Here is a 22,285-nt window from a genome sequence, read left to right on the forward strand (position 1 = left end):
TCGCATGGCTTAAAGAGAGCCTTTAAAATTGTTGTAAAAAGCGGATGTCGTTCTCGCTAAGCATTCGGATGTTCTGAGATCTGATGCAACAAGAGCGCAATTCTATCGATCCCCATTCCAAAGGCGAATCCGGAGTATTCTTTTGAATCAATTCCGCAGTTCCTCCCAAAACGTTTTGGATCTACCATACCACATCCCATGATCTCTAACCAGCCGGTTCCTTTGGTCATGCGGTAGTCCGTCTCAGTTTCCAAGCCCCAATACACGTCAACTTCTGCAGAAGGCTCTGTAAATGGGAAGTACGATGGTCGCAAACGGATCTTAGACTTTCCGAACAATTCCGTAGTGAAATACTGAAGCGTTTGCTTGAGGTCTGCAAAGGAAACATCCTTGTCAATGTACAAACCTTCCACTTGGTGGAAAAAGCAGTGAGAACGGGCTGAAATAGCCTCGTTTCTATAAACACGCCCCGGAGAAATGGTTCTAATAGGCGGCTGATTGTTCTCCATATAACGCACTTGCACAGAAGAGGTGTGCGTACGCAATAAGATATCTGGATCTGTTTGGATAAAGAAGGTATCCTGCATATCACGCGCTGGGTGATATTCCGGCAAGTTCAAAGCGGTAAAATTATGCCAATCGTCCTCGATCTCTGGTCCTTCAGACACGTTGAATCCAATTCTTGAGAAGATCTCAATGATACGATTCTTTACAATCGATATCGGGTGTCTTGAACCTACATGAAGCGGATTCCCAGGACGACTCAAATCACCAAACTGGCCTTGAACCGTGTTTTGAGATTCCATGGAATCTTTGATCTCTTGCAATTTCTCATCAGCGGCTTTGGCGAAGGGCATTGATGGCCTGTCCTAAATCGCGCTTCTGATCTGCAGAAACTTCTTTTAAATCGGAATACAATCCACGAAGAATTCCCTTCTTGCCCAAGAACTTAATACGGAAAGCTTCTAACTCATCGGCAGTCTCGGTAGCGAATCCTTTTACTTCGTCTATGTACTTATTTGATCTGATCTTGCATCATTATCTTCTTTGCAGAGGGCAAATTTAAAATTTTATGCCCAATAAGGCCCACTTATTCAATGACTTCTTTTTCTAAGAAGTATTGTACAATGGCTTCTTTCATGAGCACGGTTTGCTCTCCAGCCTTCAAAGGGGGTAAAGGCGTGACTACTTCATAATGCGGCCAGCCGTCTTCATCTTCAAAATCAAAGCGGTAGTAGCCATAAGGCTCCAAAAGACGGCAAATGGCAATATGCATGAGATTGACCTTATCGTCCTTTTTAAAACGACGGTCAAATTGCCCAAACTCCTGTAGGCCGATCAGGTAGATGATCGCGTCTAGGTCCAATGGAGCTCCTTCACCAAAGCGCTCTGTGATCATTGCGGTCACCGCTTCCCAACGCTCTTTAAGTAATGGATCTCTTGACATACTGTGGATTGAACAACAAAGATACGCAGCCCAGCGTTTGATTTGTATATTTATTGCAAATTAGCAACATGGAATAGCTTAGATTTAGCCCTAGTGGTGATCATTGGTCTTGCAGCCTGGGGCGGCTGGAAAAAAGGTCTTTTTGTAGAAGTAGCTTCCCTGATCGGAGTAGTCGCCGGTGTTTTTGGTGCCATTTACTTCTCTGGATACGCAGGCAGTTGGTTGGAAAACTCCTTTGACTGGGAACAGAATACATTAACCTGTCTGCCTTTGCCATTACCTTTCTGATCATAGTAGTAGTCATTCAAATGGCCGGCAAGGTCTTGACCAAAATTGCAGATTTTGCGGCTTTGGGCATTCTCAATAAGCTTTTGGGAGCAGTTTTCGGCGGACTCAAGATGGTCTTTATCCTTTCTGTAGCGCTTATGTGGTTCAACAATTGGGGAATGTCTGGATTCCTCCTCACAGAAGATCGCAAAGAAGATTCTATACTCTACGCCAATATTGAGCCTATCGCTCCGGCAATACTACCCGATCTGATTGAAGATGCTAAACAGATCATAGATGACACTAAAGAAGATCTGCGTCTAAACGAAGAGAATTAGAGTTCTTTAACGGCAGTGGCAGCCACCCATCCGTCTTTTCCATTGCTGAGCTTAATACGAACCCAAGTCACCATCTTGGTCAATGATCTCCAATTTGGTTCCGGCATGCAATTCAAAAGCAATGGTTCCGGTCTTTTTAGGAGCCTCTCGAACTTCCATACTGTCTGAAAAAACGATAGCCAAACGCTCATTTTGAGCGTCGGTATAGGTCATATAAGCAGCAGTAAAACTGAAGAGGGTTAAGGCTAAAAGCACAAAAGTCCCCACAAACAGCAGGCGTTTGCGTGAGGTAGTTCCGGAAAAATAATAGCCTAGAAAACACAACACCCCAGCTATGATAAATCCAATTGACAACCAAGCCCACAGATTGCTGGTTAAGCTTCCAATGGTGTTTGTCATAAGTTCTAGTAAAAACGGTTTTTGGCAAAGGTTCAATAACATCTACGCGCAAGTTTCTCGGCAAATACCAAGTTGTTTTGGACTTCTTTATCCGTTGGGTCTAATTGCAAGGCCTTTTCATAGTAATAGACACTTGGAGCAACCTCGCCCAATTTGTAATAGGCATTTCCTAGGTTAAAGTATAAGGCTTTTGAGTGCTGTCCTTTTTCTAAAACAGCCTTCCAGTCGTCAATGGCTTCTTGAAAAGCATCGGCTTTGTAGTGTTCTTTTCCAGATTCAAAAAGCGCATTAGCGTCCTGCGCACTTAAGGGTACGATAACAAACAAGAGAATAAGCAGCAGTACCTTTTTCATTACAATTGTTTATCAAGTTGGGTGATCACTAAGGTTGCCTTTTCATAATCCGCAGCCACATTATTACTAGCTCCGGAGGCGTAACGAGCAAATTCACAGCTCTTGAGCAGTTCAATGAATTGGGTGATGGAATCCGTTTGAGCTCCTTTGTCCTCCAACATTTGAGCGATCTTTTCTTTGGCCATCTCTGTGGTCTCAATACGGAGTTTAGCGCGTAAATAATTATGCATAGCACGCTCCAGAGACTCGTAGAAAAGGGCAGAATCACCCAAGTTCTTTTTAGCCTCAGAAAGGTATTTTTTGACCAAACGATCAGCTTTACGCTTGCGTTGACCTTCTGCATCTGCCAAACGTTCTTTGCGTTTCTTCCCAGCAATAATAAAGATCGGGATCAACAATAGAGGTCCTCCCATCAGCGACCAATAGAGTGCAGACTTGAAAAAAGTCGGTGATGCAATGGGTTGTAAGGAAGATTTTAGTTTGATATAATTGAACTGATCTCCTGTTTGAATGATGTTTTTTGGTACCTCCGCCAGCCGTGGCTGTATTATCATCGGCAGTGGAGTCTGTAGAAACCGGTCCGTTCTCCACAGTGATCACGGTTCCATCAGAAGTAATGGTCTTATAGGTCTCTGTGGCCAAATCAAAATAAGAGAATCGCAAAGGTTGAACCGGGTAGGTTCCCTTAAACTGCGGAACCACTGTATACACCGTGGCTACGGAACCACTCATTCCACTGGAATTGGTCTTTATGTTTTCCTCCCGCTTCGGGTCATAAACCTCCAAAGTGCTTGGCAAAGTAAGCTCTGGTAAGTTGAATAACTTGAGGTTACCATCACCCTCTGCTTGAACACGAATCTCCAAAGATTCATTGGCATCCACTTGATTGCGTGATGCACTAATATTGAATTTAAAGTCTCCAACGGCACCCGTAAAGTTGGCTGGCTTGCCTTCTTCTGGAAGCGGTTTGACATCGATAGTTAGATTTCCGGCTGCAACGGTTTGGTTTACGGTAGTGGTCAATCGGCGTCCGAAGAAATCCCGTTTATTACTCAAAACTTCTACAGGAACATCCAATACTAAAGGTTCAATATTGAGTTCTCCGGTTTTCTGCGGATAGAGTACCGCTGTTTTAAGGATGACATAGCGGTAATTACGGCCTTTGAACTTCCCTTCAAAGACACGGCGCTGTCGGTTCTCTTTAACCTGACTCCAAAAGTCAGCATATTTTGGAATGTCTATCTCTCGCCATGCGCGAGTCACACTTACGTCCTCAGAAACATAGAGCTTATACGTAACGGCAATGGCTTCATTGAGATACGGATTGCGTTTGGATACCTCAGCCACCAAATGCACGTTCTCACTGGCTACATACTCGGCGTTATTACCATCTTTGGGTACGTCTACTGCAGCAGTGACTTCAATAGTTAATGGCAAGGTTTTGTAAAGCTCTCCGTCAATCTCAACAGTAGCTTGTTTAATGGTAAACTTACCGCGAGACATCGGAGACAAAAAGTAACTAAAGGTTTTGGAATAGGTCTTCTTACCGTTTGCGTAAATATTGTTCACGGATTGATTCGGGCCACCCACAACACGGAAGCCGTCAAAATCTGGAGGGGTAAAGTTGTCTCCATCCTTATTCATTTGAAAGTCGATACGCACGCGCTCATTGATGCCGAGCTTCTCTTTGCTCGCCGAGGCATTGAACTGTACCTGAGCCCAGCCTTGGAATCCGCACAGCGCAATTAAAACAAATAGTATCGATCTCATCTTCTCCATCTTACCAATCCTTCGCAGATTTTACCTTGGGTCCTTTCTTCTTTTTGACGTTCATCTTCTCTTGAACTTTCTGCTCTTCATTATTCATGGCTTCTAGCAGGCTCTCAATTTGCTCTTTGGAGAGCTGTCCAGGTTGCTGTTGTGGCTGTTGTTGCTCTTGAGGCTTATCTGGTTTATTAGGATCGGCATTCTTTTCTTGCTCGTCTCCCGGTTGATCTTGCTGCTGTTGTTGATCGTTCTGATCTTGCTGATCTTCCTGCTCTTCTTGTTCCCCGTCATCCTTAGGATCTCCTTCGTCACCTTCATCTTTATCCTCATCGTCTTTATCCTCGTTCTCGTCATCACCTTCACCGCCACCGCCATTTTGCTGCTCTTTTTCTAGCATCTCTTTGGCAAGGGCTAAATTGTAACGGGTTTCGTCATCGGTAGGATTGTTACGCAGCGCATTTTTATACGCCTCCACAGCTTCTTTGTATTGTTGCGAGTTCATCAAAGTGTTCCCTAAATTGTGGAACGCTTTGTGTTTTTCGCTTTTAGAGGTAGCCACTTCTGTTGCTTGCACAAAACGTCTCATGGCCTCGTCATTCTTGTCTTTTTTGTAATAGGCGTTCCCCAAATTGTATTTGCTCGCAGCAACTTGAGGCTCCATAGAGATCGTCTTTCTGTACAAGGCCTCTCCATCGATAAACTCATCCTTGTTAATCGCAACGTCTGCGTCAGCACGATAGATCTGAGAATTCTTCGCGAACGCTTCAGGATCTTCTTGAGCAAAGCCTAGTGAGCTTGCTGATGCAAACAATAAAAACAGTATGAACTTCAATGATGTTCTCATGTGTCCTTCTCGTTAAATAGATTCAATCCTCTTAACCACGCGGTTTTACGCTCTAAAAATAAAATATCCAACAGCAGAAAGAAGACAGCGGCCGCCAAGAACCATTGAAATTGGTCTTTAAAATCTGCGACTTGCTGCGCGTCAAAAGTAGATTTGTCCAAATTGTTCAAAATCTCGTTGACTGCTTCAACTAGCTCTGTTGTTTTATTTCCATCCAAATAAGCACCCCCAGAAGCTTCTGCTATGTCCTTCAAAGTTTGCTCATTGCGTTTTGTTCTTACTCGATCTCCATTCTCATCGCGCTTGTAACGAAGCAAAACACCATCGCGTTTGATCGGAATCCAAGCGCCTTCGCCATCATCCTTCCCTACACCAATGGTGTAAATGGTAATGCCTTGTCTAGCAGCTTCTCGAGCTACTTCAGCAACCTCACCAACATGATCTTCTCCGTCAGAAACAATGAAAAGCACACGATTGATTTGGTCTTCATCATTGTAAAAGGTCTGCGCAAGAGTAATGGCCTCATTAATGGCCGTTCCCTGAGACGACACCATATCGGTATTCATATTGCGTAAGAACATCCTTGCCGAACCAAAGTCTGTGGTAATTGGCAATTGCGGAAACGCACTTCCTGCATATCCAATGATCCCTACACGATCACCTCCTAGAGAATTGATTACCTCATTGATGAGCTGTTGGGCTTTTTCCAAACGGTTTGGCGCAATGTCTTCCGCCAACATACTCTTGGAAACATCCAAAGCAAAGACCAGATCAACTCCTTCTCGTTTAATGGTTTTTAACTCCGTTCCGATCTTTGGATTAACCAAGGCCAAAACCAAACTAACAAAAGCCAGCCCCAAAACAAGGGCCTTTAACCAAGTTTTAATACTTGAACGCTCTGGAGAGAGTTTATCTAGCAAAGCCTGATTGGCAAAACGACGCTGGGTACGCTTACGCCAATACAGCACGCCAAGCAGCAATACCAGAAGGACTGGAATTACGCCTAACAAATAGAAATATGTCATTTCTTCCCACTGTATCATCAGACAAAACTTCTAAAAAGGGTGTAACGCAATAACACTTCCAAGAGCAAGAGTCCAAAGGCTACCAAGGTTAAATTGCGAAACATTTCGCTGTAGGTAGTGAACTTGAATTCTTCAATCTCCGTGCGCTCTAAAGTGTTAATCTCATCATAGATCTCTTCCAGTCTGGTGTTGCTGGAAGCTCTAAAATATTTTCCTCCCGTTTGGGCGGCAATGTCCTTCAAGAGGTCTTCATCAATCTGAACCGGAGTTTTTCCGTAGTGGAAATCTCCGTTTGATTTTTGACCTATAGGCGACATGGCCAATCCATTGGTTCCCAAACCAATGGTATAAACTTTTATGTTGAACTCTACCGCGAGCTCACTGGCGATCTTCGGATCTATAAAACCAGTATTGTTCACCCCGTCCGTAAGCAAGATGATCACCTTGCTCTTAGCTTCGCTTTCTTTAAGACGATTGATGGAAGTGGCAAGCCCCATCCCAATGGCGGTTCCGCCTTCAATGATACGGTTGTATCTAATGGAATTCATGGCAGACAGTACTATGGTCTTGTCACTGGTGAGCGGCGTCTTGGTATAGCTCTCTCCCGCATATTCTACTAAACCAATTCTGTCGTTAGGGCGTTCACTGATAAACTGAGAAGCCACTTTTTTTAGTGCCTCTAAGCGATTTGGCTTTAAGTCTCTGGCTAGCATACTTGCCGAGACGTCAATGGCCATTACAATATCAATCCCTTTGGTGGTCTTGGTTTTGGAATTCTCGCTGTAGGTTCGCGGTCTGGCCATAGCCGTGATCAAGATCACTAAGGCCGAAATCCGCAGTACAAAAAGAAGCGGCTTTATTTTGCCCAGTAAATTACTGCTGGTCTTAAATCCATTCAAACTAGAGATGCGCAAAGAAGCCGTTTGCTTGTCGCGCTTGAAATAATACCATACCCCTGCCGCCGGCACCAAAAGCAGGAGCCAGAACAGTTCTGGATTTACAAATTCAAAATTCAATGCGATCATTGGGCACCTCCTATTTGCGGTAAACCTTGGTTTACTTCTAGTTCTATTGATTCTGTGATGCGTTTCACCACCTTTTCCATGTATGGATCTTCTCCGTCATAAAGTATTCTCACTTGACTCAGCAAGCCAGGCTGAGAGAAGAAATAATGCTCATATTTGATCTTTCTTCCTTTTTTGCCGTTGGATTTAGTCTCGTTGAAGGAGCCAAAAACTCGGGTTCCACTCAGGCCTTTTCCGGTATTGAAAGACTCGTCTTTGATCAAGAGATTCTGAGCCCCGTTCTCTTCAAAGATCTGTAGCGTTTCGTCAATTAGCTTTTTGACGTCAGATTGCTGTGCTAAATTGTATTCAGTGACATTAACCGTTACCGAAAGATCATCGCTTTCTTCACCCAGTTGGAAGATCTCTATGTCTTTGATTTGAGCATCAGCACCTTCCGGCAATTCCATATCAACACGATATAAAATCTCTGGAGTAGTCAAAATGACCAAAGGATTTCCATATTCACTGGTGTACCACTGGCCTTCTTCTAGCATCTCTTTGGTGGCATCACCAATGAAGGTCTCTTTGAAATTCTGATAGCCCATCACGTTGGCTGTGATCACTATTGCCAAAAGAATGACCGCTACACCTCCAAGGCTTCCTAGGATCCAACGCTTTCTAATTTCTTTTCTTCGGAGCTCTTCTTGATACTCGAGGTCTTCCAAAAGATCTTCTTCCGTTGGTTCTGGAATGGCTTCTTTGGTAAGATTCACCACCTGCTCAATCTCCTGTCTATCCGCGGCAGCGATCTCCTGAGCTATTTCTTGCTTGGCAAATTTTACCAAGTCTGCACGTCTTAAAATGCTGTCTAAGGCTCGGATCATATTATCGCTAAAGGCAAAACTGCCTGCATCCTTGTGCATTTGTAAGCGCGTAATAAGCTCTGCGGAAGTACTCTCCAAAGCCGTAGCATCAACCTCTCGGTCCAAATAACGCTTGACAATCTCCGTCAATGCAGAATAATAATCCTTGGATCCTTTTTGAGCAGAAAGGGGTGAGTCATCCAAAGCCTTTAATGCTGCAATCGCCTCATCATAAGCGGGAATCAACTCCTCAGCTTCTTCTAATTCTTTTTTGCGCTTTAAGAACCAATAGATTCCAAAGCCAATAGCGGCAACGGCCAATAAGATCCACAACCAACCAAAACTCGCCGGGCGATTGCCTACATCCATCTTTTCGCGGATGTCAAACATTTTTTGCTTGGTAGTATCAACGACAACATCTTCTATCTCTATCAAAAGAGAATCGGTAAAAAAGGCTTTCTCACCAATCACCACTCGCTGTCTTGGGATCAAGTACTGTCCTGAGTCGAATTGGGTCAATCCGTATTCCTTGATTAAAGTCTGTCGCTGTTGGTTGTAAGACGTATCAATAGGATAACTTTCAATGACCTCCAAGGGAAGAAAGGTCTGCCCCTCAGGCATTTGAACCAGATCCGTGGTGTCTGATTCCACAACCAATCGGTAACGCAATTCCTCACCAATCTTGATCTTGGTAGAGTCTAACTCGGCTCTAACCTGTGCCTGCGCATAGCCTGCCACTAAAAACAGCAGCAGGGCGATGATTCGCCCCATATGAAACGGCTTGTATGTTTTGCGTTTAGACAACTTAGGCTCTGTTTTTAAAGTATCCCAATAGTTTTTTCACATAACTCTCATCAATTCTACAAGAGAGTTGTCCGCTACCGCTTTTCAAGAACACCTCTTGAAAATATTCCACACGATCACGGTAATGGCGGTTGTAATTTTTTCTGACGGATTTAGATCCAGTATTGACCAAAAGGGTCTCTCCCGTTTCCCCGTCTAACATCTGTACCACCCCAAGGTTGGGAATCTCTTCCTCCCGAGGATCGTAAATGCGGATTCCTGTCAAGTCGTGTTTACGGCCAACAAGCTTTACCGTGTCCTTGTAGCCATCGGCCATAAAATCAGAAAGCACAAAAACAATGGCTTTCTTCTTCATGACGTTGATCAAATATTTTAAGGCTTGGTCCAAATCGGTTCGACGGCTTTTAGGCTCAAATTCCAATAACTCACGAATGATGCGCAAGATGTGCGATTTTCCTTTTTTAGGCGGAATAAAGAGTTCGATTTGATCCGAAAAGAGTAACAGTCCGACCTTGTCGTTATTTTGCAGCGCAGAAAAAGCTAAGGTTGCGGCGATCTCCGTAATGAATTCTTCTTTGAATTGTTCTTTAGTTCCAAAAAGTTCAGAACCACTGACGTCTACCAAAAGCATCATGGTAAGTTCGCGCTCTTCTTCAAAGACCTTCACATAAGGCTCGTTGTAGCGGGCCGTCACGTTCCAATCAATATTACGCACGTCATCACCGTACTGGTATTGACGCACCTCGCTAAAGGTCATACCACGACCCTTGAAGGTAGAGTGATACTCGCCCCCGAAAATGTGGTCGCTCAGGCGGCGGGTTTTGATCTCTATCTTGCGAACTTTCTTAAGAAGTGCTGCTGTATCCATTACTCTGCTGACTTGGGTTTGTCTTGGTTAGTAAGGTGCGCTTCTATGGTACTTCGATCTGATTGACAATCTTGTTGATGATGGCTACGGAGTCAATGTTTTCTGCTTCAGCCTCATAGGTAATTCCAACGCGATGACGCAGTACATCGTGTACCACAGCACGAACGTCTTCTGGAATTACATAACCTCTGCGCTTGATGAACGCATAACACTTTGAGGCCATGGCTAAATTGATACTACCACGAGGCGATGCTCCAAAACCGATCAAGCCTTCCAATTCGCTTAATCCGTATTGCTTCGGATTACGTGTTGCAAAGATGATATCCAGAATGTACTTCTCGATCTTTTCATCCATATACACCTCACGAACTGCTTGTTGCGCTCTTGTGATCTGTTCTAGCGTCACCACTTGGTTCACCTTTTCAAAGGCTCCTTTGAGGTTGGCACGAATGATCAATTGCTCTTCAGCCTGCTGCGGGTAGTTAATCACAGTCTTTAGCATAAAACGGTCAACCTGAGCCTCTGGCAGTGGGTAAGTTCCTTCCTGCTCAATTGGGTTTTGGGTTGCCATTACCAAGAACGGACGGTCCAGTTTGAAAGTCTCATCGCCAATGGTCACCTGCTTTTCCTGCATGGCTTCCAGTAGGGCCGATTGCACCTTGGCTGGTGCACGGTTGATCTCATCTGCCAAGACAAAATTGGCGAAGATCGGTCCTTTCTTGATGCTAAAATCGTTCTCTTTGATGTTGTAGATCAGGGTTCCGATCACATCTGCCGGAAGTAAATCCGGAGTAAACTGAATACGGCTAAAACTGCCGTGTACTGCTTGAGATAAGGTATTAATGGCCAAGGTCTTTGCCAGACCTGGAACCCCTTCAAGCAAGATGTGTCCTTGCCCGAGTAGTCCTATTAAAAGGCGCTCTATCATGTGCTTTTGCCCCACGATCACCTTGTTCATTTCCAAAGTAAGCAGGTCCACAAAGGCGCTCTCTTGTTCTATTTTTGCATTTAATGCTCCTATATCAACACTTGCCGTAGCTTGTTCCATAAATGCTCTTTTTTCTGAATTTTTTTAGATGGTAATTTTAGTATGCGCAAATTGCCCATTTTCTGCGAAAACTCTTGTTAACAGTTGGTTAAAAGTTCTTGATAAGATAACGAGCGCTAATGCCTGAGAAATAAGCGTTTTTTATAAATTTTAAGACCTGTTTTTAAGAGGAAAATAACGTTTGGATTCAGGAGTGAAATTTTGCGCATCTAAAAGTGCAAAAAATTGCATTATTTTCAACATTAAAATTGCCTTAAAAGATGAAAAATTCCATTGCTTTAATTACCGGTGCAACCTCAGGGATTGGTGCGGCCACTGCCAGACTTATGGCTAAAGAAGGCGTAAAATTGGTTTTGTGTGGGCGCAGAACCGAGCGTTTAGAAAGCATTGCGGAGGAACTTTCTGCGCTAACCGAAATACACACTTTACAATTTGACGTTCGCGATCAAGACGCTGTAAATGAATCTATTGCAAGCATTCCTAAGTCCTTTCAAGCTCTAGACATACTAATCAACAATGCCGGAAATGCACACGGCTTGGACCTCATACAAAACGGCAGCAGCAACGATTGGGATGCCATGATGGACATTAACGTCAAAGGCTTGCTTTATGTTACCCAAGCAGTTTTGCCCGGGTTGTTAGCACGAGAGAAGGGACACATCATCAATATTGGTTCTACCGCTGGAAAAGAGGTGTATCCCAAAGGCAATGTTTACTGTGCGAGCAAACACGCCGTTGATGCTATTAACCAAGGCATGCGCATGGATCTCAACGGAACTCCAATCCGTGTTGGGGCGGTAAATCCAGGCTTGGTACAAACAGAATTTAGCGAGGTACGCTTTAAGGGCGATACCGAAAAGGCAGATAAAGTCTACCAAGGATACACGCCTTTAAAACCGCAAGATGTCGCAGAGGCCATTTGGTTTGCCGTAACCAGACCGCCACATGTAAATATTGCAGATCTCACCTTGATGTGCGTGGATCAGGCTTCCTCCATGATAGTAAACAAGACCGTTTAAAGGATGATCAACAAACGTCTTTTGGTCAAATACCTGCTCGCACACAATGACGAGAGCAGCTTTTATGACAAAAAGCGCAAGATTGACATCGGATCCAAAGAAGGCAAGGCCAAATTTTTAAAGCACATCTGCGCTTTGAGCAACTCCAACCCCGCTAATAACTCGTACATCATCATTGGAGTTGAGGATAACAATAACGAGATTTTGGGGGTGGACTTCTTTGACGATTCTAAGATCCAAAACCTGATCAATGCTTACCTGACCAATCCGCCGCAAATTCAATACGAGAACATCAACTTTCCCGATTTGGAAGATGGCAAAGTAGTTGGATTGGTAACAATTAGACCCATAAACGAGATCACTTCCTTGCGCAAAAACATCTGGAAGTATTGGGGTGGCACGGTGTTCTTTAGAGAGGGCAGCATCTCTAAACCGCAGGTCTTTGATATTGAATTGGTAGATCACAATTCTGAGATTGTTGCGGCCATAGAACAACATGCCAGAAATAATATAGAACTTACTCTGGATGGAGTTATTGACTTTATCAATAACCGACATTCCGATATGCCCTCACACTATCGCGTCTTTAAGGAGCTTTTTGTGCTTTGCTGGGCAGGAAACACCAAAGAAGTGGATGAGGAAACCTATTATTCGCGGGTGGATATTGAGCTCATCAACGAACAGAAACGATTGTTCTATTCGGCTCTGGATGAAGTCAGCATTAAATACAATGACGACTATTTTAAAATTATAGAATATGTCTCGTTGGGGCTGAACAATCAGACCAAATACTACCCTTTAGAAGAGGTGATCATTAAGTTTGAAGACAACGGATCTTACACCATTGAAACCGATTTACTCTTTGACCCGCCGCAGTTTGATAAAAAGACACTCCATCATTTTTACAACGCCAGCAACGCCCTTTTAGACAAGCTCAAAAAACAGATTCCACTGACAAAAATGGAGACCAAAGATATTCGGAATCTTCCCAGCACCTATTTGATCTGCTACCTCAACGATTTCTCTGATGCCAAGGATCGCTTGGTCGAGGCCAAACCCTATTTAAAAGCCTACAATAAATCGGTTTATGAGTCCTACAGAGAGTGCATAAGAATCCTCAGAAAAGTCAAGTATAACTAAGGGTTGACTGGCTAAAGTGTAACAAAATCCGTCCAAGTACACTAATCAAACGGAAGCTCGGCTTAGTAAAGTAATGGTAACTTGATTAAGTCGCTAATTTCCTATCTTTAACCATCAACATTAAACACTATCTACCTATGGGGCTTTTTGACAAGATTAAAGAGAAACTCAGCAACGAATTTATTGACATTGTTGAGTGGCTGGATTATACGGATGATACGATCTGTCATCGCTTTGAACGCTATCAGAATGAAATTAAGAACGGAGCACAACTCATTGTACGAGAAGGACAAACAGCGGTCTTTATCAATGAAGGAGAGCTGGCCGATGTCTTTGAACCGGGAACTTATACGTTAAACACCGAGAACTTACCGATCCTTGCGACTTTAAAAGGTTGGAAGTATGGCTTCAACAGTCCATTTAAGGCGGAGGTTTATTTTGTAAACACCCACTTATTTACTGATGAGAAATGGGGAACTAAAAACCCAATTACTTTAAACGACGACCGTTTTGGACTGGTAGAGATTCGCGCTTTTGGTACCTACGCCTTTAAGATCAGCGATGCTGGAAAGTTCATCGTAGACATAGTTGGAACAGACAACAACTTTACCAACTTTGAGATCAACGAACACCTTAAAAGTTTGATCGCAACCCGTTTTACCGATACCATTGGAGAGGCTAAATTACCGATCGAACTATACGCGGCTAACTCTACCGAACTCAGCGAAACCTGTAAAGAGGTGATGCAACCTGAATTCGGAAGCGTGGGTATCTCGCTGGAGAAATTCTTTATTGAAAACGTCTCTATGCCAGAAGATCTTAAAAAGGAGATCTTTGAGTACAGTCGTATTGACAAACTGGATCTGGACAAACTTGCCAAGTTCAAAGCCGCTAAAGCCATAGAGGCGGCAGCCGCCAATGAAGGCGGAACTGCCGGCGCCGGAATGGGCATGGGAATGGGCTTTGTGCTCGCCCAACAAATGGGAGGCCTTATGGGAACTACAGGACAAGCTGCAGCGCCTGCAGCGGCTCCTAGTGGAGCCGTGCCGCCACCAATGCCAGCAGCGGTACAATACTATTACGCCTACAACGGACAGCAAGCCGGGCCCGTAAGCTTTGAGCAATTACGCGCATTATTTGCAAACCGAACCGTGAACAAAGATTCCTTGGTTTGGAAGCAAGGTATGGGAGCTTGGGCACCCTTAAAAGATGTTGAAGAATTAAAAGCCTTTTTAGGAGGAGCGACCCCACCGCCACTGCCTGCTTAATCTCAGAATCCACATAACCGATGGAGGCTGCACAGCCCAAGTCTAAATCAGAATTAAAGAAAGCCTGCATCAATTGCGGGGCGGAACTCCTGTATGCTCCCGGGACCACCGAGTTGCAATGCGAATATTGTGGCCACAGTGAAACCATTGCTACGGAAGAAAACAGCTTTGAAGAACTGGAACTTCGTCCGTATTTGGAAGAACTTGGGCATCTTTCTCACAGTGAGGTGATCTCGCTAATTCAGTGTAAAAATTGTGGAGCCAATCAGCATATAGAAGAGACCTACAAATCCTTGCATTGTGTGTATTGCAGTATGCCGCTGATCATTGAAGACCAGCAAAAAGAAGCTTGGATACTTCCCGGGGCCATAGTGCCTTTTCAGCTTACCAAAGAGAAGGCGCACACCATTTTTAAGGCTTGGGTCAAAAAGCTGTGGTTTGCACCGAACAAACTCCAAAAGGCAGCTTTGGATCCGCAGTTCACCAAAGGCCTATATGTACCTTATTGGACCTTTGATGCCCAACTTTTTGCTACTTATACCGGACAACGTGGGGATTACTATTACGTTTCGGTTCCCTACACCACGACGGTTAATGGAAAAACGGTAACGCGCATGAGACAGGAGCGCAGAACCCGTTGGTCTCCTGCTAGTGGAAGCATTTCTGGATTTGTAGATGATACCTTGATCAAAGCCTCTCAGCAAAAATCCGGGCGAATTCCTAACAAAATTGCCCGCTGGAATCTTAAAGAATTACAGGCCTTTGACAGTTCTTTTTTGGCCGGTTTTGTCACAGAGAAGTACACCATTCCGCTTAAAGAAGGACATATTGAATCCAATAAGGAAGCCAAACGAATAGCCCATAACTGGGTGTGTAGAGATATTGGTGGAGACACCCAACGTGTGTCTTCTATGAATATGAAGCTCACCGATGAGACCTTTAAGCATATTTTACTGCCGATTTACATCAGCGCATATAACTTTAAAGGCAAGCAGTACAACTTCTTTGTCAACGGACAAACTGGAACACTCTCCGGGCAGCGCCCGTACTCCTTCTGGAAGATCTTCTTCTTGGTGGTGGGTATTATTGCAGCGATAGTTTTGATCATTTTTTTAATAGATCTGGCAGACAAACAACAATGAGCACGTACGCAATAGGTGATATCCATGGTGGTCTAAAGGCTCTAAAGCAGCTTTTAGAGCGTATTCCCTTTGCTGCGGATGATACCTTTGTCTTTCTAGGCGATTATGTGGATGGCTGGAGTGATGCGGCCAATACCATTGAATTTTTGATTGGTTTTGCCGAGCAGCACAAGTGCATTTTTATACGAGGAAATCACGACTACCTATTGTCTCAGCACCTTAAAGTGCATTCCAACAATCCCCTGTGGTTAGCCTCCGGAGGCGAAATGACCAGGGCGAATTACCGAGATAAATCCGCAGCTTATAAAGCCAAACATATTGAATTCTTGGACCAGTTGGTCAACTATTGGGTAGATCAGGATAACAGGCTTTATGTACACGCAGGATTCACCAATCCGCATGGGCCTCAACACGAATACTATCCCAATATGGTTTATTGGGACCGCACCCTTTGGGAAATGGCTTGTGCGCTTGATCCTCACATGCCCGAGGATCATCCCAGATATCCCAAAAGACTGAAGCTTTTTAAAGAGATCTACATTGGTCATACTCCCGTGACCAAAATTGGAGAACAATCCGTGGTGAATAGTGCTACTGTTTGGAATATAGATACTGCGGCGGCATATAAAGGACCGCTTTCAGCAATTGATGTTGCAACTAAAGTAATTTACACCAGTGATCCCGTTCAAGATTTCTATCCTGACGAATCAGGAAGAAATTAAGCTTCTTTAGCTATGAACTCCTTGTAAACTGCGATAGGGATTAGAGCCGTCCATCCGCAGAAATCCTTCTTAGCAGGCATTCCGTAAGCGACTAAGTCTGGAGCATAGTTCTCCCAGAAAGTACCGGTAGCTTCAAAGACTGTTGCCACAGAACGATAAACTTTTGTAGCAAGATCTTTGGCTAGCTCATCTTTTCCGATACGCTCCAATCCTTTCAAGACCATATAAACGGTTGGTGCCCAAACGCCACCTAACCAATAGTCTCCCCAACCCACATAGTCTGGGTCGGCAGCAGACAGGGCTGGTAAAGGTGTGAGCCTATAAAACTCTTCTGGGTCAGATAAATAACCCAAAAATGACTCCATGCGCTCTTCTGGAACCAGCTCGCCAAGGAGCATCCAATACATTCCAATATGACGGCGAACTACCTGCTTGCCAAATCCTAGGTCGTAATAGAATTGATCCTCTTCTGACCAACAAAGTGCGTTGATATCGGTCTTTAATTTTGAGTGAAAGGCCTTGAGACGCTTCACCTCATCAGTCTGACCAATGGCTTCTGCAATGTCAATCAATTGCAGAGCAAACATGCCCATTTGCGCTGAGAAATCAACCAAACGCGCCTGTTTGTTCCACACGCCTTGTTTGGTGTTCACGTATTCTTTGATGAAATAATTGAGCTTTACTTCTGGACTTTCATTCATGGCGGCAAGTTTATCCCCCAATTCATGATGGGTCAAGCCGTTGCCTTCTGTAGGCTCCCAATCCCGAGGTTGTCTTGGGATATTGTCCATTCCCATCCCTAGGGTATCTCCATAAAAGAGACCGTCTTCCATTTGATAGGTGTTCACGTGGAAGTCAAAATTCTTCAAAAGAATCGGGTATACTTCTTCTAAACGTTGCTTGTTTTGAGAAACGCGATAGAGTTCCCATTCCGCCCAAGCCAAAAGTGGTGGATTGATAGAAACCGGATGCGTTTTGGGCCATAGAGGCTCCCCGGTTTGACGGTACTCTCTGCAGATATAGCCATCGGCTTCTTGACGGTCATAGAAGTTATCCAAGGCTTGATAAACAGGCAGCTCATCAAGGTGATATTTTGCAAAACAACACATGAAACAGGTATCCCATAAAAAGATGTTGGGAGAAAAGGCTGCGTCGATAAAGGGTTCCTTAAAGAAAGGTTCGCTGTCACCTCCACGCACTTTGGATTTGGTGATCTCTAGCGCCTTGTCGTACATGCGTTTGGCCAGATCATCAGAAACGGAATAAGCTTCAGCAAAATCTGAAACCCACTCATTTTCTCCCACGCTTTGAGGGTTTTCTTTACAGGAACTAAAAAGGCCCAAGCCAACCGTAGAGGCAGCAAGGGCCATATTTTTTGAAAAATCTCTTCTATCCATAAACCGTTATTTGATCTATGAAAATACTAAATCATTCTGATTTAGTCCGAGCCTAAAGATCGAATTTAATCCCTTGAGCCAGCGGAAGATTTGTAGTGTAATTAATGGTATTGGTCTGTCTGCGCATATATACTTTCCAAGCATCAGAACCAGACTCGCGGCCACCTCCGGTTTCTTTCTCACCACCAAAGGCACCACCGATCTCAGCACCCGAGGTTCCGATGTTCACGTTAGCGATTCCGCAGTCAGATCCGGCATGAGAGAGGAAACGCTCTGCTTCACGCAAATTGTTGGTCATGATTGCAGAAGACAATCCTTGAGCAACACCGTTCTGTACTTCGATAGCGTTCTCAACATCTCCAGAGTATTTCAATAGGTACAATACTGGAGCAAAGGTCTCGTGTTGAACGATCTCAAAAGAGTTATCTGCCTCGGCAATGGCTGGTTTTACATAGCAACCGCTTTCATAACCAGCACCTTCTAATACACCTCCAGGTACCACGATGTTTCCACCTTCTTCAACTACTTTGTCTAAGGCTTTTTGGTACATCGCAACAGCATCCGTATCGATTAGAGGTCCAACGTGATTGTTCTCATCTAATGGATTCCCGATACGCAATTGCTTGTAAGCATCTACTACAGCATTTTTTACTTGATCGTAAATGCTCTCGTGAATGATCAATCTACGGGTAGAAGTACAACGTTGTCCAGCAGTACCCACAGCACCAAATACAGCACCGATCACGGTCATTTTAATGTCTGCATCCGGAGTAACAATAATGGCATTGTTTCCTCCTAACTCCAACAATGACTTTCCAAGACGCGCTCCTACAGTCTGTGCAACGATTTTCCCCATTCGAGTAGATCCCGTAGCAGAAACGAGTGGCACACGACCGTCTGTGGTCATGAACTCACCAACTTTATAATCTCCGTTGATCAAACAAGAAATACCTTCTGGCAATCCGTTTTCTTTAAATACACGAGCAGCGATCTTTTGGCAAGCAACTCCACAAAGAGGTGCCTTTTCAGACGGCTTCCAAACACATACATCTCCACAGATCCAGGCTAAGGCAGTGTTCCAAGACCAAACAGCTACTGGGAAGTTAAAGGCGGAGATGATCCCAACTACTCCAAGCGGATGGTATTGCTCATACATGCGGTGTCCAGGACGCTCTGAGTGCATGGTAAGTCCGTGCAACTGACGAGAAAGCCCAACAGCAAAGTCACAGATATCGATCATTTCTTGAACCTCACCCAAACCTTCTTGGTAGGATTTACCCATTTCATAAGAAACAAGTTTTCCTAGTGGCTCTTTCAAACGGCGCAGCTCTTCTCCAAATTGACGAACCACCTCACCGCGTTGGGGAGCCGGCATAACACGCCAACTTTTAAAAGCTGTGGTCGCAGCTTGCATTACTTTTTCGTAGTCTTCTTTGGTGGTAGTGGTCACCTTTCCGATCAACTGTCCATCTACTGGAGAATAAGATGCGATCTCGTCTCCAGAAGAGAACCAATCAGATCCTGTTGATGTTCCTTGATTTACCGCCTCAAGACCAAGTTCTTTAAGGGCTTTGTCCATTCCAAAGGACGTTGCAACTGCTTCCATATCGAATATAAGTTTTGACAATAAAATTGTGCTGCGAAGGTAGTCATTCGCAAACGATTTCGCCAAATGTTTAATGGAAGATTAATCCTCTGTAAAACGAGCGTCAGCCTGCATCACAGTCCCGCAATTATCGCAGGTACGCAAGGTCTTTGAATTGTAGAAATTTTTAAAGTGAGGCAAGAAGTCTTTCTCTATATCGTGGAGTTCAAAATAGACTTCGTGAAGCTTGTGATTGCAATTGTCGCAAAACCATAAAAGGCCATCCGTATAACCCAAACCAGCGCGTTTGCGTTCAATAACTAAACCAATGGAGCCTTCTTTTCGCACCGGCGAATGCGGTGTCTTTGCGGGATGCAGATACATATCTCCAGGACCTAGCGGCATCACAACGCGCTCGCCGTCTTCCTGGACAACCACTTCGATCTCCCCTTCTAATTGATAGAAGAGTTCTTCAGTCTCGTTGTAGTGGTAATCCTTCCTCGCGTTAGGACCCGCCACAACCATAACGATATAATCATCAGCATCGACGTAAAGATTTTTATTGCCAACAGGAGGTTTGAGAAGCTCTCGATTCTCTTCCAACCAGTTGTTTAGATTAAAGGGTCTAGATAGTGCCATGTCGCCGTCTAATTAGTGATTGACACTAAAAGTACGGCGATTCCGGCGAATATAAAAGTGCGTGACTAAGCGTAATTATTCTGAATAGAAGAGCTGTGTAAAGTAAAACGTTCCTCTAAAGTCTTGCATAACACCAAAGCCGCAATGGGTGTAATCTCCTTCAATTACGCGACGGTGCGATTGGCTATTGAGCCATGCATTGACAACATCTTCTGCAGATCGGTAACCACGGGCAACATTTTCACCCACGCTCTCAGCACCTTCATTTTGAAGTGCCAAAGAACGCTGCGCATAACCATCGTGGCTAATGCTCTCGTTATCGATCATGTATTCAGTGTGCATAACCGCATAAGCTGTCGCTAATTTGCGATCGAGCTTGATGGGTTCAAGGTTCATACTTCTGCGGTGATCATTTACTAAAACTAGGATGTCGTTGGCCATGTTCCAATCAGTTTTGTTGGCAAGGCCTAAATCCACAGAAAAATTGGATTCTGGCTCCACAGGAATTTCGTCCTTGGAGCAGGAAGTGGCCACAAAAAGGAGGACCACTGCCATGAGGCTGGTTCTAAGTAGGTTCATAATACGGGGAGCATCAGATTTGGGGCTTGATGCTGTGTCAAATATAGAAAAAAAATCCAAATAAATGCATTTCAGCTATCTTTTGTGCATTTCGTCGATATTTTTGTATTATTTGTAATATTAATTTCCTACAATCGGGAATTTTCACTAACCCAGTAACTGTGGGCTTTTTAGCGTATATTCGTAAGACACTAAGTGCCAAGATCATGATTCAAAAAATTTTTTCAGTTTTAACAATTTCGCTGCTTCTCGCCTGCGTAAATAATTCAGATTCTGCTCAAAATCAGCAAGCAAACACCTCAGAAACAACGGCTAGCGAACCCACATTTGGGATCGTCATTCACGGAGGTGCAGGAACCATTTTAAAAAAGAACATGACCGATTCCTTAGAAATCGCTTACAAGGAAACCTTGGAGAAGGCAATTCGTGTTGGACATAAAATCTTGGAGGAAGGCGGTGACGCAATGGATGCCGTTACGGCTACCATCAATGTCATGGAAGACTCTCCGCTATTCAACGCAGGAAAAGGCGCAGTTTTCACCCATGAGGAAACCAACGAATTGGACGCCTCTGTAATGGACGGAAAAACACTCAATGCAGGAGCTGTGGCTGGAGTCACTCGCATTAAAAACCCCATTGATCTAGCCCGCGAGGTAATGGACAATTCCGACCACGTAATGCTGGCCGGGAAAGGCGCGGAGATCTTTGCAGAGACCCGTGGAATTGAAATGGTGGATCCAGAGTATTTCTTCACCCAGAATCGCTACAACAGTTTGCAGCGCATTAAAGAACAACAAAAAACCCAATTGGATCACGACGATAAAACCGCCTTTGTAGATCCTTATATTAAAGATTATAAATTCGGTACAGTTGGCTGCGCAGCCTTAGATAAAAATGGGAATCTCGCCGCGGGAACCTCGACAGGTGGAATGACCAACAAGCGTTGGAATCGTATTGGTGATGCGCCAATCATTGGAGCCGGTACGTACGCCAACAACGCTTCTTGTGCTGTCTCTTCTACAGGTTGGGGAGAATATTTCATCCGCGCCATGGTAGCTCATGATATCTCTGCACTCATGGAGTACAAAGGCATGAGTATTCAAGATGCAGCTCGCACCGTAATTCACGATAAAGTTGGAGGTCTTGGAGGCGATGGTGGAATTGTTGCCATTGATAAGGACGGTAACATCGCCATGGAATTCAATACTGCAGGCATGTACCGCGCTCATATGAACGCTGCTGGTGATTTAGTGATTGGGATTTATAAAGACTGATGGGTTCCATAAAAACACCCTATTACGCAGTTATTTTTAGCAGTTATCAAACCGATGACCTAGAGGGCTATTCCGCCACTGCACAATTGATGGAAGAACTCGCTCAGAAACAGGCGGGCTATCTAGGCATTGAAAGTGCGCGTAGCGGTTTGGGGATCACCGTGAGTTATTGGGAATCTTTAGACGCTATTGCCCAATGGAAGCAACAAGCAGATCATCTCTTGGCGCAGAAAATGGGCAAAACCCAATGGTATTCAAGCTTTAAAGTTCGCATCTGTAAAGTGGAACGGGAGTATGATTTTTCAGCGGACTGATTCAAGCATCTGTTAAACTCTTCCCAAATTCCAGCCGTAGTCATACTAGCAGAAAATAATCCCCGTTAAAGGACTATCCTCTCAACCACCAACGAGCCTTATTCCGAAGGCCTTACAGTTTAACTTCAGGAATTAACCGGTCCGCTATGGACCTGGAGTTTTTGTACCTTTAATTA

The 22,285-nt window shown here is 44.3% G+C and carries 24 protein-coding genes and 1 pseudogene; 9 read left to right on the forward strand and 16 right to left on the reverse strand.

Translation table 11 applies throughout. From position 1 onward, the window contains the following. Positions 1-22: 22 nt before the first annotated feature. Positions 23-1,029: pseudogene (gene pheS, locus ACSLP7_RS04925) on the reverse strand (phenylalanine--tRNA ligase subunit alpha). Between the two features lie 61 nt (positions 1,030-1,090). Then, entirely contained in the window at positions 1,091-1,447 is a 357-nt protein-coding gene (locus tag ACSLP7_RS04930; protein WP_435578281.1) for a hypothetical protein, read from the reverse strand. Positions 1,448-1,540: 93 nt separating this feature from the next. On the opposite strand from ACSLP7_RS04930, the gene ACSLP7_RS04935 reads away from it, so the two are divergent. Further along, positions 1,541-1,735: a CvpA family protein gene (locus ACSLP7_RS04935; protein WP_435578282.1), complete on the forward strand. Its 195-nt coding sequence runs from the start codon at positions 1,541-1,543 to the stop codon at positions 1,733-1,735. 20 nt (positions 1,736-1,755) lie between these two features. Then, entirely contained in the window at positions 1,756-2,052 is a 297-nt protein-coding gene (locus ACSLP7_RS04940; protein ID WP_435578283.1) for a CvpA family protein, read from the forward strand. A gap of 51 nt (positions 2,053-2,103) precedes the next feature. Here the strand turns inward: ACSLP7_RS04940 and ACSLP7_RS04945 are convergent, their stop codons facing one another. The 10 genes from ACSLP7_RS04945 to ACSLP7_RS04990 are packed head-to-tail and all read right to left on the reverse strand — an operon-like array spanning position 2,104 to position 11,030. Continuing rightward, positions 2,104-2,451: a hypothetical protein gene (locus ACSLP7_RS04945; protein ID WP_435578284.1), complete on the reverse strand. Its 348-nt coding sequence runs from the start codon at positions 2,449-2,451 to the stop codon at positions 2,104-2,106. Positions 2,452-2,483: 32 nt separating this feature from the next. After that, positions 2,484-2,804 carry a tetratricopeptide repeat protein gene (locus ACSLP7_RS04950; RefSeq protein WP_435578285.1) on the reverse strand — a complete coding sequence of 107 codons (321 nt, stop codon included), beginning with the start codon at positions 2,802-2,804 and terminating at the stop codon, positions 2,484-2,486. Next, positions 2,804-3,154 (reverse strand): hypothetical protein, encoded by a 351-nt coding sequence (locus ACSLP7_RS04955; protein WP_435578286.1) that lies wholly within the window; start codon positions 3,152-3,154, stop codon positions 2,804-2,806. Before ACSLP7_RS04955 ends, ACSLP7_RS04950 begins: the two co-directional genes overlap by 1 nt. After that, positions 3,123-4,574, reverse strand: a complete 1,452-nt coding sequence (locus ACSLP7_RS04960) for a BatD family protein (RefSeq protein ID WP_435578287.1) — start codon at positions 4,572-4,574, stop codon at positions 3,123-3,125. The genes ACSLP7_RS04955 and ACSLP7_RS04960 overlap by 32 nt, the downstream gene beginning before the upstream one ends. 10 nt (positions 4,575-4,584) lie before the next feature. Then, a complete protein-coding gene (locus tag ACSLP7_RS04965; protein ID WP_435578288.1) occupies positions 4,585-5,415 on the reverse strand; it encodes a tetratricopeptide repeat protein in 831 nt (276 codons plus the stop codon). Continuing rightward, positions 5,412-6,458 carry a VWA domain-containing protein gene (locus ACSLP7_RS04970; RefSeq protein WP_435578289.1) on the reverse strand — a complete coding sequence of 349 codons (1,047 nt, stop codon included), beginning with the start codon at positions 6,456-6,458 and terminating at the stop codon, positions 5,412-5,414. Before ACSLP7_RS04970 ends, ACSLP7_RS04965 begins: the two co-directional genes overlap by 4 nt. Beyond that, on the reverse strand, positions 6,458-7,462 hold the full coding sequence (locus ACSLP7_RS04975; protein ID WP_435578346.1) for a vWA domain-containing protein: 1,005 nt from the start codon (positions 7,460-7,462) through the stop codon (positions 6,458-6,460). The genes ACSLP7_RS04970 and ACSLP7_RS04975 overlap by 1 nt, the downstream gene beginning before the upstream one ends. After that, positions 7,462-9,081 carry a DUF4381 family protein gene (locus tag ACSLP7_RS04980; protein ID WP_435578290.1) on the reverse strand — a complete coding sequence of 540 codons (1,620 nt, stop codon included), beginning with the start codon at positions 9,079-9,081 and terminating at the stop codon, positions 7,462-7,464. Before ACSLP7_RS04980 ends, ACSLP7_RS04975 begins: the two co-directional genes overlap by 1 nt. Before the next feature lie 34 nt (positions 9,082-9,115). Continuing rightward, on the reverse strand, positions 9,116-9,982 hold the full coding sequence (locus tag ACSLP7_RS04985; protein ID WP_291184514.1) for a DUF58 domain-containing protein: 867 nt from the start codon (positions 9,980-9,982) through the stop codon (positions 9,116-9,118). 43 nt (positions 9,983-10,025) lie between these two features. After that, positions 10,026-11,030: an AAA family ATPase gene (locus ACSLP7_RS04990; protein ID WP_291184517.1), complete on the reverse strand. Its 1,005-nt coding sequence runs from the start codon at positions 11,028-11,030 to the stop codon at positions 10,026-10,028. A 260-nt stretch (positions 11,031-11,290) separates the two neighbouring features. Here ACSLP7_RS04990 and ACSLP7_RS04995 point away from each other — a divergent pair, with 260 nt between their 5' ends. The 5 genes from ACSLP7_RS04995 (at position 11,291) to ACSLP7_RS05015 (ending at position 16,321) form a co-directional block, all read left to right on the forward strand. After that, positions 11,291-12,049, forward strand: a complete 759-nt coding sequence (locus ACSLP7_RS04995; RefSeq protein WP_435578291.1) for an SDR family NAD(P)-dependent oxidoreductase — start codon at positions 11,291-11,293, stop codon at positions 12,047-12,049. Positions 12,050-12,052: 3 nt separating this feature from the next. Beyond that, positions 12,053-13,189, forward strand: a complete 1,137-nt coding sequence (locus ACSLP7_RS05000; protein WP_435578292.1) for an ATP-binding protein — start codon at positions 12,053-12,055, stop codon at positions 13,187-13,189. Between the two features lie 137 nt (positions 13,190-13,326). Further along, on the forward strand, positions 13,327-14,457 hold the full coding sequence (locus ACSLP7_RS05005; RefSeq protein WP_435578293.1) for an SPFH domain-containing protein: 1,131 nt from the start codon (positions 13,327-13,329) through the stop codon (positions 14,455-14,457). Between the two features lie 20 nt (positions 14,458-14,477). Beyond that, positions 14,478-15,599 (forward strand): DNA helicase PriA, encoded by a 1,122-nt coding sequence (locus tag ACSLP7_RS05010; RefSeq protein WP_435578294.1) that lies wholly within the window; start codon positions 14,478-14,480, stop codon positions 15,597-15,599. After that, entirely contained in the window at positions 15,596-16,321 is a 726-nt protein-coding gene (locus ACSLP7_RS05015) for a metallophosphoesterase (protein WP_435578295.1), read from the forward strand. Before ACSLP7_RS05010 ends, ACSLP7_RS05015 begins: the two co-directional genes overlap by 4 nt. Here ACSLP7_RS05015 and ACSLP7_RS05020 read toward each other — a convergent pair. The 4 genes from ACSLP7_RS05020 to ACSLP7_RS05035 all read right to left on the reverse strand — a co-directional run bounded on the left by ACSLP7_RS05020 (position 16,318) and on the right by ACSLP7_RS05035 (position 20,497). Beyond that, entirely contained in the window at positions 16,318-17,718 is a 1,401-nt protein-coding gene (locus ACSLP7_RS05020) for an MGH1-like glycoside hydrolase domain-containing protein (protein WP_435578296.1), read from the reverse strand. The two genes, ACSLP7_RS05015 and ACSLP7_RS05020, sit on opposite strands and share 4 nt — an antisense overlap. A 52-nt stretch (positions 17,719-17,770) precedes the next feature. Further along, positions 17,771-19,324 (reverse strand): L-piperidine-6-carboxylate dehydrogenase, encoded by a 1,554-nt coding sequence (gene amaB / locus ACSLP7_RS05025; protein ID WP_435578297.1) that lies wholly within the window; start codon positions 19,322-19,324, stop codon positions 17,771-17,773. An 81-nt stretch (positions 19,325-19,405) separates the two neighbouring features. Then, on the reverse strand, positions 19,406-19,942 hold the full coding sequence (locus ACSLP7_RS05030; protein WP_291186440.1) for a 3-hydroxyanthranilate 3,4-dioxygenase: 537 nt from the start codon (positions 19,940-19,942) through the stop codon (positions 19,406-19,408). A 75-nt stretch (positions 19,943-20,017) separates the two neighbouring features. Beyond that, positions 20,018-20,497 carry a CAP domain-containing protein gene (locus tag ACSLP7_RS05035; RefSeq protein WP_435578298.1) on the reverse strand — a complete coding sequence of 160 codons (480 nt, stop codon included), beginning with the start codon at positions 20,495-20,497 and terminating at the stop codon, positions 20,018-20,020. A 230-nt stretch (positions 20,498-20,727) separates the two neighbouring features. Between ACSLP7_RS05035 and ACSLP7_RS05040 the strand changes: the two genes are divergently transcribed. Together ACSLP7_RS05040 and ACSLP7_RS05045 are read left to right on the forward strand one after the other, a co-directional pair. After that, positions 20,728-21,795, forward strand: coding sequence for an isoaspartyl peptidase/L-asparaginase family protein (locus ACSLP7_RS05040; RefSeq protein ID WP_435578299.1), 1,068 nt, complete (start codon positions 20,728-20,730; stop codon positions 21,793-21,795). After that, a complete protein-coding gene (locus tag ACSLP7_RS05045) occupies positions 21,795-22,109 on the forward strand; it encodes an antibiotic biosynthesis monooxygenase family protein (RefSeq protein WP_435578300.1) in 315 nt (104 codons plus the stop codon). Before ACSLP7_RS05040 ends, ACSLP7_RS05045 begins: the two co-directional genes overlap by 1 nt. Positions 22,110-22,285: the final 176 nt, after the last annotated feature.

Source organism: Gilvibacter sp., assembly GCF_965601605.1.
Taxonomy (GTDB): domain Bacteria; phylum Bacteroidota; class Bacteroidia; order Flavobacteriales; family Flavobacteriaceae; genus Gilvibacter.

Coding starts and splice junctions, on each gene's coding strand:
- ACSLP7_RS05030 (WP_291186440.1), bottom strand. CDS start 19,942: ATGGCACTATCTAGACCCTTTAATCTAAACAACTGGTTGGAAGAGAAT.
- ACSLP7_RS04960 (WP_435578287.1), bottom strand. CDS start 4,574: ATGAGATCGATACTATTTGTTTTAATTGCGCTGTGCGGATTCCAAGGC.
- ACSLP7_RS04990 (WP_291184517.1), bottom strand. CDS start 11,030: ATGGAACAAGCTACGGCAAGTGTTGATATAGGAGCATTAAATGCAAAA.
- ACSLP7_RS04950 (WP_435578285.1), bottom strand. CDS start 2,804: ATGAAAAAGGTACTGCTGCTTATTCTCTTGTTTGTTATCGTACCCTTA.
- ACSLP7_RS04995 (WP_435578291.1), top strand. CDS start 11,291: ATGAAAAATTCCATTGCTTTAATTACCGGTGCAACCTCAGGGATTGGT.
- ACSLP7_RS05010 (WP_435578294.1), top strand. CDS start 14,478: ATGGAGGCTGCACAGCCCAAGTCTAAATCAGAATTAAAGAAAGCCTGC.
- ACSLP7_RS05020 (WP_435578296.1), bottom strand. CDS start 17,718: ATGGATAGAAGAGATTTTTCAAAAAATATGGCCCTTGCTGCCTCTACG.
- ACSLP7_RS05000 (WP_435578292.1), top strand. CDS start 12,053: ATGATCAACAAACGTCTTTTGGTCAAATACCTGCTCGCACACAATGAC.
- ACSLP7_RS04985 (WP_291184514.1), bottom strand. CDS start 9,982: ATGGATACAGCAGCACTTCTTAAGAAAGTTCGCAAGATAGAGATCAAA.
- amaB (WP_435578297.1), bottom strand. CDS start 19,324: ATGGAAGCAGTTGCAACGTCCTTTGGAATGGACAAAGCCCTTAAAGAA.
- ACSLP7_RS04930 (WP_435578281.1), bottom strand. CDS start 1,447: ATGTCAAGAGATCCATTACTTAAAGAGCGTTGGGAAGCGGTGACCGCA.
- ACSLP7_RS05035 (WP_435578298.1), bottom strand. CDS start 20,497: ATGGCAGTGGTCCTCCTTTTTGTGGCCACTTCCTGCTCCAAGGACGAA.
- ACSLP7_RS04965 (WP_435578288.1), bottom strand. CDS start 5,415: ATGAGAACATCATTGAAGTTCATACTGTTTTTATTGTTTGCATCAGCA.
- ACSLP7_RS05015 (WP_435578295.1), top strand. CDS start 15,596: ATGAGCACGTACGCAATAGGTGATATCCATGGTGGTCTAAAGGCTCTA.
- ACSLP7_RS05005 (WP_435578293.1), top strand. CDS start 13,327: ATGGGGCTTTTTGACAAGATTAAAGAGAAACTCAGCAACGAATTTATT.
- ACSLP7_RS04970 (WP_435578289.1), bottom strand. CDS start 6,458: ATGATACAGTGGGAAGAAATGACATATTTCTATTTGTTAGGCGTAATT.
- ACSLP7_RS04940 (WP_435578283.1), top strand. CDS start 1,756: ATGGCCGGCAAGGTCTTGACCAAAATTGCAGATTTTGCGGCTTTGGGC.
- ACSLP7_RS04945 (WP_435578284.1), bottom strand. CDS start 2,451: ATGACAAACACCATTGGAAGCTTAACCAGCAATCTGTGGGCTTGGTTG.
- ACSLP7_RS05040 (WP_435578299.1), top strand. CDS start 20,728: ATGATTCAAAAAATTTTTTCAGTTTTAACAATTTCGCTGCTTCTCGCC.
- ACSLP7_RS05045 (WP_435578300.1), top strand. CDS start 21,795: ATGGGTTCCATAAAAACACCCTATTACGCAGTTATTTTTAGCAGTTAT.
- ACSLP7_RS04980 (WP_435578290.1), bottom strand. CDS start 9,081: ATGGGGCGAATCATCGCCCTGCTGCTGTTTTTAGTGGCAGGCTATGCG.